This is a genomic window from Youngiibacter multivorans (assembly GCF_017873395.1).
In the GTDB taxonomy this organism is placed as follows: Bacteria; Bacillota; Clostridia; order Clostridiales; family Clostridiaceae; genus Youngiibacter; species Youngiibacter multivorans.
On sequence record NZ_JAGGKC010000049.1, the window covers coordinates 1 to 11,561 of the forward strand.

An 11,561-nucleotide genomic window follows, 5' to 3' on the forward strand; every position below is an offset into this window, starting at 1 on the left:
GTAGCTTCTTACTCTCGAACCAATAACCCTAAGAGAACCTCCGCAAACAGGACAAAAATTTATCTCGTGGCTCCTTACGCAGAGAGAATCCCCCTTCCTTTCTATCTTGAATTCTGATAAAATAACCATGCTAATTAATTTTAGTGGGGACCCTTCTCTGATTCAGTTTCGTAGGCGGAATTCAGGGAGGGGTTCTTTCCTTTCTATTCAATTCTTTCTCTCTGCCAGTATATCCGTCAATTTACGGACAGGCAAGCATGGCTAATCTATGTCAAAATTTCGCGGCTCTAACACCTTGGAACTGTCAAGCTTCAATAACTCTACTTGTAACTTTTGAAGCTGAGCGTCGATACCAGCCAGGATTTGGTCGTTATTGTGACTTGTGACGGCGACAATATTGCCCCGGTTGCTCCACTGAACCCTGCGGAACACTTCACCACAGCCTCCGCAAACAATCATGATGGAGAAACAGTGAACACTGCTGAAAGTTCGATTCTTCCCATTTGTTTTTCCTTCGATAAATTATTATCCTCCTCTCGTAAATACTAAGGCAATTACCGCAACTTTATTCTAATACTTACAAGAGTGGCTCTCTATCACGGATTCATTGATAAAATTCACTGGCTCCAGCCATCGGAATGGGTGACTCTTTACAACGGATGTGGAGGTTCTGTAAGCCGGAATACTCAAATACACAGAAAAAAAGAACCTAGGACATCAACTATAAGTATATTAATTCACTATTAGGACATAATGATTTCAAGGAGATGAAACATGATAAAAGCAAAATGTATATGCCATAAGGAAACAAACTTATCAAGCTATAAATTAATTCTTATTGACAACATTCTTCTTTATCGGGAGTATTATGGAAAATGCACATGTGGGAACAATGTATTATTTGAAGATTGGAATGAATCAGATCAGATATACTTAGATTGCCCCGAATTACTTAAATACCTTAAATAACTTATGCCTACTGAATGCTGTGAAACTCTAGCAATATGTGAATTTTATTTCCACTTACATTATGATTAGTTGGAACAAACCTCTGATATTTACGAAAGCCGGCACTTTGAAATGGGCGATGTAAAAGCACAAGAGTAAAAAGAACTGTATCACGATTTTGGCCTACCTGAAAAAATAGCCTCAGTCCAAGTATTTATGCTGATTTAGCCACTTTAGATTTTCGGTTAGGAAGTGGAACCTTTAAGTCAGAGCATACAAGATATACCATATCTAGCATGTTCTGGATATTCCTAAATCCATATGCTTTCCTAACAATTAGTTTTATCTTGTTATTCGTTGCTTCAATTCTGGCATTCCTCATTCCGTAACGGATTGCATTCAGGATATGCCTCTTATGCCGCTTTATCTTTTGATACAGGTCTTTGAAAGCTTGTATACGACTATGACTAGCCCACCAACACCACGCTGCCCGCTCTCTTTCAACCTCTTCGGGGTCCTGAATTTTCAGAGTCAGGCGAAGCTTCTCCTTCAGCTTAAATCCACGGAACAATCGCTTATTGGTGGATGCTATCAGCTGAATACGGAGCTGCTGCTTTTCCGTCAGATTCTCCGGAGCCTTGCCCAAAGCATATACGGAGTTCTTGATTTCTTCTGCCTTAGCTCTGGCAGCTTTTACCTTGGCAAGAGCCTTGTCATTTTGCTTGGGTCTGCCTGGCTTACGTGGATTCTCGCTGGATAGCTGCTGAGGTTCCACATAGGCTTCACGCCAAACTTCCCTGCGTACCTCATCAAGGGATTGCATGGCCCATTCGACAACATGGAATGGATCCACACAGCCTTCACAGTCAGGCGTGAACTCATTCACGCACTCGGTTATCCATCTGGCACCATCTCCTGTGACCACCTTTATGGATGCTAGCTGCTTTTGCGTAAGCTGGCGATAAGACCGTTGAAGGACAGATTTACCATGTCCTTCAGATGCCCAGACAATAGTGTTTGTATCATGATTTAGGACAACTGTAATATACTTGTGTCCTTTCTTGTAACTGGTTTCATCAATGCCGATGTTAACAAGCCCATTAAGCCTTCTCGATCTTTCTGGCTCAATGTCATTAAGAGAACGACTGATACATTTGCCGACAGTAGCCCAATTAATCCGCATATAGGATGAACCCGTACTACGCGGAAGGTATGTTGCAAGCCATGCCGTGGTCAGGTCAAAGTCCCTGGTGAACCCGCTGCCTGGATATGACCATGGTACGTTGGCAGTCACGACTCCGTGTTCAGGGCAACTGATCCGATTGGTTGGTGCCTCAATCTCAATAAGTATTCCGCCGAAATCCAGACCTCGACATGTATTGGAGCCCTTACCAACTGTATCGTAGTCAGGACAATGGTTGCCACAGTACGGACAACGGTTTTGATACCAAGCCAATGGCCGTGCCTTGATCTTAAGATGCTGCACCCCATAAGAATCCGTATAAAAGTCATGGCCTGAAACAACAACCCCATTGACGTTAAGTAATATTTTGCATAAAGTATTAGCAGAAGCCATCTGGTCATCCCTTTCATGTATGTGTTTGGCCGCTAATACATTACTGGGAACTAGGTAGCTTTTCAATATTAATTTTTAATAGTGAGTTGTGGTTTTACCCATAATGAATAATGAAGCCTCTTATTTCATAACCAATAAGTATCAGTGATTCAAACAATTACTTTTATTGTATACAGTACAATTTCATCTTTATACTATCTAAGGAACATCACTTCTAAAATGAATTTATGAGTTGTCCTGATTTATTGAGATTTATGAGAAAGTTGAATGAAACGGGTCTTCGCTGTTTTAAGGGGTAAGTTAACATCACTTTAGTAAACTGATATAATTGATACAAAAAACAAATGTGGTTGTTTGTATGTCTAATAATGAGGTGTTTTTCAGTTGGACTTCAGATTAAGGATCTCTTTTTCGCTAAGTCCAAAGATTTCAACCTGGAAAAGCTGATGAACTCCATCTATACATAGACTTCAAGATTGATGCCAAGTTCCAATGTCCTGTCTGCCACGAGGGCGGCAAGGCTGTCCAGGACATGGAGTACAAAGTGCGGAAGCATCTGAATTTCTTCCATTAAAAGGCATTTATCCACTATAGAACTCCAAGAGGTAAGTGTGTTGAACACGGTGTGAAACTCATTGAGGTTCCCTGGGCTGCTCCTGAGTCAGGCTTCACCCTGCTGTTTGAAGGACTTCCCACAGGAACAATAAATCGTTTCACTACATCACCTCAAGAATATTATGTACGATCAAAAATCTATCAAATAAAATATATCTGATGTAGCATGGAATATTTTCTGCTCATAACGTCTCATTTTTATTGTCTCGAAAGCTTGCCTATGTTATGCTTATCACATAAAATAATGGGTGGTTAGAATATGGAATTCGATGTTAGGCTATTTGCAAAACTTGAAGAGAGTAGTAAGAATTATGAAAAAAGCATGGACAAACTTCGTAGAAAACAAATTGGTAGTTATTTTACATCATTAGAGCTTACAGTTAAAATGATGGATGAGCTAATAAGTGAAATGTCGAAAGAGGAAATTGAAAACATTTACAAGATGAGATTCCTTGAACCTTGTGTTGGTACAGGCAATTTTGTATTTGCATATATTCTGGGGTGTGTAAAGTTAGGATTAACCTCAGAACAAGTAAAAGAACTTATAAATAATATCTATGTATGCGATATAAATGAAGAGGCGATAGCTATTTATCGTGATAATTTGACATTTTTTGCATTGGAGTTTTTTGGCATTGCACTTTCGGATGACTACTATCGTTCACATATTGGTGGAGGATTACTTTTTAACGTTGGTGATTCAAAAATACGATTTATAAGTTTGAAGGATGTTTTTGGAGAAGAAATTGCAGAGAGGAGATTTGATATTGTAGCAACGAATCCTCCTTACAAGAATCTGAAGGCTGAACATACACACTATATTGATGAAAATGAAAAAAATAATGATAAGAGCAAATATTATCAAATAAGCGAATTGGCACAAAAACACTTTCAATATTCAACTACAGGAACACTCAATTTGTACAAACTTTTTGTTGAAGAAATAATTGAAAATTACTTAACTGATAATGGCAAATGTTCATTGTTGATACCTAGTTCAATACTTTCAGATAAGACCTGTAGTAGGCTTAGAAATCGAATGCTTTTTAATTACAAGATTATTTCAATAAAAACTATGGGAGAAGATAGCTCATATGTTGATGCTCAACAGGCTTTATGTGCAATACTGCTAAAAAAAGGTCAGTCTACAGACTTTATTAATATTTCAAAGGATTATGATAAAAATCCCGAAAACACCACAAATATACATGTTGACGATTTAACTAATTCAAATTGTGAGAACGCGATTGTCGTGTTAACAGAAAGTGAGTATCGTGTTTTAGAAGCAGTAAATAAATTTCCGAAACTTAAAGATATAACTTGTATAAAGAACTTACGGGGTGAACTTGACCTCTCGATTGATAAAAATTATATTACATCAGTTGAAAGCCCATACAGGCTTATCAGGGGGCGAAATATTGGTTTATTTCAAATAAATCGACAAAACTCTTTTGACTATGTGAGTGAAGATTTTATAAAAAAATCACCAAAGGGGAGGTATGTTAAGGTACACCGAATCGCTTGCCAGCAAATTGCTAACCAAAGCAAAAAAAAGCGGGTTATTTTTTCATACATTAAACCAAATACAGTATTAGGAAATTCTTGTAACTTTATTGTAGTTAATGAGAATAATTTAGATATAGATTTAGACTGGTTAATTGGTGTGCTAAATTCTTCATTGATCAACTGGCTGTTTAAGCTTACAAGTAGTAATAATCATATAAATAATTATGAATTAGATGCGTTACCACTGCCAATATATTCAAAGAATAAAAATGAAATACGACAACTTGTAAAAAAATATATTGAAGTGGGGGCGTCAGAAATTTTAGATGAGATTGAAGAATTGGTCTGTCAAGCATATGAAATTAGTAGTATTGATACAACATCGGGAAATATCGATGCCAATTCAGGCAATTATGACAAGTCAATTATATTAAAATTTTATAACGAGATAAAATATATTTTACCTAATACACAATTATCAACAATAGCTTCATTACTCGAAGGCAATATTTCAATAGAAGAAATAATAATCCAATGTGGTTACTCATTAACTTCATTTGAGGAAAAAGTACTCACAAACTTGTATAATAAATATCTTGATATTAAATCCAATCGAGTTCTCAATCACACATTATTCAAACTTAGCGACCTCGACTTAGAAATGATTAAACCTATTCCACAAGGCGGAAATTGGAAAAATATTCCTCAAGAAACTATAAGTAAATCCAAACGATTGGAAAGAATAAAAGAAACAGGGGGTAGAACTACTCTATATGGTCGTATTGATTACAAAAAACCAAGTTATACAATAACAACATATTTTAATAGACCTGGAAATGGTACTTATGTTCATCCAATTCATAACAGAGTTATTACTGTGAGAGAAGCTGCGAGATTTCAGAGTTTTAACGATGACTATTATTTTTGTGGTAATAAGAATCAACAATTAAAACAAGTTGGAAATGCAGTTCCCGTACTTCTGGCATACCAAATTGCAAAGAATATCTTGGGAAAGACTGGTTGTTCGCGCTCGTTAGATCTATTTTGTGGAGCGGGTGGGATGACTGCTGGTTTTAAAGCAGGTGGAATCAATTCTATATTAAGTACAGATATAGAAGAAAGTGCGTGTATGACATTAAAAGTGAATAATCCGGAGATTCCAATACTATGTGGTGATATTACTAATCCTTTAACGAAGTCGCAAATTGTTCAAACGGCTCTCGAAAACGAAGCAGATATTATCTGTGGAGGGCCACCATGTCAGGGATTTTCAATGGCTGGATTTAGGCAGGTAGATGACCCTAGGAACCAATTATTTCGAGATTTTGCAGATATAGTATCGAAGGTAAAACCCAAGATTATTGTATTTGAGAATGTAGAGGGGTTATTAACATTCCAAAATGGGGAAACATATAGAAATATAATTCAATTGTTCTCGGAGCTTGGATATAATGCTAATGGTAGAACGCTCTTTGCTCATCATTTTGGGGTGCCACAAAAAAGAAAGAGAGTAATCCTTATTTGCACAAGAAAAGACTTGTCCTTTTCACCAGATGAATTATTTCCAGAACCACCAACTATAAGTGAAGAATTACAAATAACTGCATACGATACAATATCTGATTTAGAGAATATTGGTTTTGGACATGAAGCAGTATATAAAAATATAGCTATATCTAAATATGTGCAGCTACTAAGAGATCAAATCAGCCACATTGATTACTTTACATCCATTTCACAAGCAATATTCAATGATATGGCCGATATTCATTTTAAAGCGACACAACTTAGATTGTTTTAGACTAGTTAATGTAACTAACACTAGCCAAAATTTGTTAAGTTTGTGTAGTAGTTACTTTAAATGTAGATTCTGTAAATTGTATCAAATAATTCTCTGTAAACTAATAAAATTGAAATAAGGAAAGACTAATCTAATAACCTTTGTTAGTCTTTCCTTATTTCTCATCTATGCTATTTAATGTGAATTGAAAGTGTCAAATGAAAGGATCGCTGAAATGGTGAGAAATAATCTAATAGTTAATAAATAATTCACCATCAAATTACCGAGAATGAAAACTCGAAAATGAGTTAGCAATATCAAATCGATATGGTAGTGTAATTTAAATTATGTTTATACATGACTTAAGATATTAAGAAGAGTGAGAATAGGAGCAGGACAGGAGAGCTGAGACAAGCTCAGGCACCATATCGAAAATCGATTCTCTGGCTTTACAATACGCGCATTCCAAATAGACTGTCAACTTACGTTGATAGTCTATTTTTGTGGGTTAAGCCTGTTTTCAAACAAGATTTCAATCTGACTTTCGATTTTATCCCAATTCCGAATACGCTTAGTCCATTTAGACATAACATCCATAGTCGCAAGATAGAGAATTTTGATGACAGCAGTATCCATAGGGAAAACTGTCTTTGTTTTGGTCACTTTCCGTAGCTGCCTGTGGTATGCGTACAGCGTTTTTATAGAGCCATGTGCACGCAGTTAAAGAGCCATTAACGCACATAGTGCAGAGCTAGTGGTGCGAAGCGCAATACCACCCCAAAGGGTGGCTTTAAAAGTTTCCTATATTGATATCATTGACTTGATACCCTTTATCGTAATTCTATGCGTCTTTGATGATACTCTGTTGGTGATTGATTCTGCGGCAAGGTGAACGGGAATCTGATCCAACCACTCGGCAGGTTCTAGTTGGGAGGCAACTATAGTAGATCGAAGATTCTTGCGACGGTCAATTATGGAAAGAAGATTCTCAGCGTATTCAATGCGGGATTACGAACTTGGCTTCATCCAGTGGCTTGAGATCTTCCAGAGCGAGCCATCCCCGGCACTCGCATGGCGTAAGAGCAGAGCAATGGTATTTCTGGTACCTTGTGGGTCGCTGCAACCTGGCGTTGGCTAAGCCTCCGAATGACTAACCTGACTGTATTGCCGTTAGTCTTAACGTAGCTTCTCCCCATGGAACCAATAACCCTAAGTGACCCTCCACAAACAGGACAAAAATTTACCTCATGGCTCCTTACGAAGAGAGATTCCCCCTTCCTATCTAGCCTGAATTCTGATAAAATAACCATGCTAATTAATTTTAGTGGGAACCCTTCTCTGATTCAGTTTCGTAGGCGGAATTCAGGGAGGGGTTCTTTCCTTTCTATTCAATTCTTTCTCTCTGCCAGTATATCCATCAATTTACGGACAGGCAAGCATGGCTACTCTATGTCAAAATTTCGCGGCTCTAACAATTCGCCAAGACTTTACACAGGCTGGATATTTGGTTTTCAATTTCTCTTCAAACTTGTCCAGGTTGACCGATGCCGCCTTTTCTGTAGGAGCCTTATGGACGAGCTTGAGGTCAGCCATGAGAGCTTTTATGTCCTTGTAGCTCACATATCGGGTGGATGACCGAATTTGGTGGATTATCAGCGTTGTATCTTCGTCTTTCCAAATACAGCATTAATCGCCTCCTTGAAGCCAGTGAGGCCGTCTATACAGGCAATCAGTATATCCTGGACTCCTCGATTCTTAAGCCCGTTCAAAACTGAAAGCCAGAATTTAGAGGATTCGTTCTCTCCAATCCACATGCCCAGAATATCCTTTGTGCCATCCATTGTATAAGCCAATATGTTGTATACGGCTTTATTGACTATGGCCCCATCCTGTTTCACATGGTAATTGATGTCATCAAGGAAAACTACCGGATATACTGGTTCCAAAGGTCTTGATTGCTATTCATTGATCATTGGGATGATTTTGTCTGTAATCGTAGAAACCTGGCTTGCTGATATGCTGAACCCGTAGATGTCCTGCAGATGATCTTCTATGTCTCTTGTTGTCATACCTTGGCATACATTGAGATAATCTTCTCTTCGATATCCGAGATATCTGTTTTGTACTTTCCAACAATCTTGGGATCAAAGTCTCCTTTTCTGTCACGAGGAATATTGACCACGATTGGGCCTCCAGTTGACTTCACATTTTTCTTGCTGAATCCGTTTCGCGTATTCTCAGGATGTTTGACATTAACACCTTTAGGATACCCCAAGTGATCATCCATCTCAGCTTCCAGCATTGATTCTATAGTGCCACCTAGCATTTCTTTTAAATCATCGTAGACATCATCGGCAGTAGTAGGGTCGTAAATTTCAAGAAACTGTTTAGCAAGTTCCATCAGCCTTGGATCCCTTTTAATCTTTGCCATGTTAAAAAACCTCCGGTTTAAGACTATTCTAATCTTAAGTCAGAGGTCCAAACACAAAATTTTCTACACTCTCTTCGATATAGTGCTTAATAATCTATATTGTATGTTTTGCATTAATGATTCAATTTTTAACTTTATCAAGGAAATTTCTGCACGGCTCGAAATTAAAGTACAGACTCTATCCAATGCATTCATCTCCGCTTGAGTGAGAAATGCATCGATATTTCGGTTTTCCTTGCTGTTAAAATCTTTGACAGAATCAATCGCAATCCGACTAAATCTCTTCATTTCATTTATATTTCGTTCTGTGTAATGACGTTTAGAAGTTGTGACGATGTCACCCAGGTTATTAAAACCATAACTTGATGCGAAGTAGTCGTATTTAGGCTTTAGTAATATTTCGGTTAGTACTTCCTCACCTATGCTAGTACACTTATCGAAAATATTCCCAAGTATAAACATAAAATTTACCATATTTTGTTTAAGTATATCTCTATAAACTGTTGATACGTATTGGGGCTGAAATTTGTAATTCATTTTTATATATTCCCAAATAGTCGAGGAATACCAAGACATTGGGTAAATACGAGTCCTACTTTCAACTTCAAGTATTTTTTCAATATCATCAATTTGTAATCTATCTCTTTTAGACGCGTTATTTCCAAAATCCATCGGCTGTAGATATCTTGGATCGTGAACAAATCCTAGTGATATCGGACCGATATGATCTGCTGTTGTATTTGAAAAAAAATCACTTCCCATATACATGTTTGCTGCATGAATATTACCATCACTCCAGTACTCATAAGCACGGCGATCTTTTGTGTAGCTTTTTAGGTTTTCAGAAGATCGACCCTTATCTTCCAAAGCACGACAGCACCTATTATATGTGTGAAATCCATCGTAACGATCCGGAAAGTTCGACATGGCCCCAGGACCAAGATATGTCTTACCGCCAAGCCTACATGACTGTTCGCATTTATCAATTAGATCTTTTTTTGAAAGTATAAGATATTCTTGGGGAAACTCAAACTTTTTGTTAAAGAATTTTCTGACTGTCAATTCAGGCACTTCATTTTCAATCAAAATGTCCCATATATCACTAATGTGATTACAAGATGTGAAATCATACCCGAATTCCTTTTTAAGAGCTTTTAGAAATATGGAGTTTGGATAAAAATAATATATTGATAAGCTTTCACCACATATCTGACATACTTTCAATTTTGTTGGATGTAACATTCTCATTACTTCAGCATAAACTCCTGGAACATTAGGAATGTTGAATTCACTAGCCTTTTTGTCTGCCCATGCTATGCGTTGCCTACCAATTTTACTTTGCTTAACTGCAATCCACCTATAACTGCCATCATCTGACCTTAATATCGGTAATCCAGAATAGTTATCGTGATTAACGATATAATCAATGTATTCATAGAAGTTCTGATGCCAATTCCTATTCGATTTTGCCATAATGATCCTCCAGTATTATTTATTAATATATTTTATCATATTTTCCATGTAATCATGATAATGTAACAAATTTATTGGATAATGTTACTTTGTTGAAAATATAAAAAGTGCTAATTATATTTAACTCAATTTACATGTAAATGCATTAAATTCTTTTTTTTGAAAATTATATAAATTACGTGAAAAGAGGCAGTCTTAATCCAGACGCCTCTTGATTTGATTTAGATTTTCTTAATCATCAGACTGTGTCTTCCTCATGCATGATGTAAACAGGGCAAGGAGCATCTGCGATAACTCTCTGGGTGACGGATCCGATGAAGAAACGTCGAAGCTTAGAGAATCCTCTTCGACCCATTAAAATCAGGTCAAATTTCTCTTTTTCAGCGAACTTGAGGATCTCAACAGATGGTTCACCCTCCAGAACTACTTTGTTGAATGGAACTCCTGTAGTATCAAGCTTCGCTAAGAAGTCATCGAGCATCTGTGTCTGTTTTCCTTTCATTCCATGGAAAAGGTCAGACTTTTCGATATGGAATTCTGTGTTGTCCTGAAATTCTGCACTCTTTACGCTGGTTGAGCCTACACCTGCGACAACTTCATTGAAATCTGTTGCATCTGCCATGCCGTACTGTGACAAGTCCGGAGCTTTAGCTACCGTAAGGAATGTAATCTCACTGCCATATTGCTTAGCAAATTCAATTGCCCTTGCTGCCGCCTTTTTTGAAGCGTCAGAACCATCGATTGGAACAAGCATCTTTTTCATTTTTAACCCTCCTAACAGAGTATTTATGTTAATTGATACCCATGGGTTCAATCAGCTATGGATATCATGAAGTATCCGAAACCTGAGCTGAATTTCAACCAGCCAGATCAATTCGGATGTCTATATCTTCATTATAATCCTTTAATTTTTGGTAAAACTTGAGTTTACACAATGTGCAAAGAGAATACTATCAAAATTAAGAAACAACACAGTTTGTTCATGTGAAAAATATTATTAGTATATGTATATGGAATGGACGAGACGGCAAAATCAGAATGGAATCCATACTGATTTGGACTTTGCCGGTCCAGATGTCAAAATGAGACAGGAAGTCTGCAAATATTGTCAAATGTAACGAAATTGTAAATGTTTGTATGATATAATTTATTAGGAAAGAATCGTTGAGGGGAAAAGAATGGCCATCAGATGCAGGAAAGCATTGATGACCCGAATGCAATTTTTCCGATTG

6 protein-coding genes and 3 pseudogenes are annotated in these 11,561 nt (G+C 37.2%); 2 read left to right on the top strand and 7 right to left on the bottom strand.

Annotated features, from left to right (window positions below):
- Positions 1-1,162: 1,162 nt before the first annotated feature.
- Complete coding sequence (locus tag J2Z34_RS16955) at positions 1,163-2,404, bottom strand: ISL3 family transposase (protein WP_209461058.1); 1,242 nt, start codon at positions 2,402-2,404, stop codon at positions 1,163-1,165.
- A 577-nt stretch (positions 2,405-2,981) separates the two neighbouring features.
- The gene (locus J2Z34_RS17835) at positions 2,982-3,113 is read right to left on the bottom strand and encodes a hypothetical protein (protein WP_280922346.1); all 132 of its coding nucleotides are present in this window, start codon (positions 3,111-3,113) and stop codon (positions 2,982-2,984) included.
- 285 nt (positions 3,114-3,398) lie between these two features.
- Here J2Z34_RS17835 and J2Z34_RS16960 point away from each other — a divergent pair, with 285 nt between their 5' ends.
- Positions 3,399-6,446: an Alw26I/Eco31I/Esp3I family type II restriction adenine-specific DNA-methyltransferase gene (locus J2Z34_RS16960; protein WP_209461059.1), complete on the top strand. Its 3,048-nt coding sequence runs from the start codon at positions 3,399-3,401 to the stop codon at positions 6,444-6,446.
- 474 nt (positions 6,447-6,920) lie between these two features.
- On the opposite strand, the pseudogene J2Z34_RS17690 reads toward J2Z34_RS16960, so the two are convergent.
- Positions 6,921-7,109 (bottom strand): annotated as a pseudogene (locus J2Z34_RS17690) (IS256 family transposase); the annotation flags it as partial.
- A gap of 274 nt (positions 7,110-7,383) precedes the next feature.
- Here J2Z34_RS17690 and J2Z34_RS16965 point away from each other — a divergent pair.
- Positions 7,384-7,563 (top strand): hypothetical protein, encoded by a 180-nt coding sequence (locus J2Z34_RS16965; RefSeq protein WP_209461060.1) that lies wholly within the window; start codon positions 7,384-7,386, stop codon positions 7,561-7,563.
- Between the two features lie 28 nt (positions 7,564-7,591).
- Here the strand turns inward: J2Z34_RS16965 and J2Z34_RS18020 are convergent.
- From J2Z34_RS18020 to J2Z34_RS16995, 4 genes and pseudogenes are all read right to left on the bottom strand, one after another.
- Positions 7,592-7,735 (bottom strand): annotated as a pseudogene (locus tag J2Z34_RS18020) (hypothetical protein); the annotation flags it as partial.
- Positions 7,736-7,904: 169 nt separating this feature from the next.
- Positions 7,905-8,856, bottom strand: a pseudogene (locus J2Z34_RS18025) (IS256 family transposase); the annotation flags it as partial.
- Between the two features lie 63 nt (positions 8,857-8,919).
- Positions 8,920-10,329, bottom strand: coding sequence for a hypothetical protein (locus J2Z34_RS16990; protein ID WP_209461065.1), 1,410 nt, complete (start codon positions 10,327-10,329; stop codon positions 8,920-8,922).
- Positions 10,330-10,567: 238 nt separating this feature from the next.
- Positions 10,568-11,092: a universal stress protein gene (locus J2Z34_RS16995; RefSeq protein WP_209461066.1), complete on the bottom strand. Its 525-nt coding sequence runs from the start codon at positions 11,090-11,092 to the stop codon at positions 10,568-10,570.
- Positions 11,093-11,561: the final 469 nt, after the last annotated feature.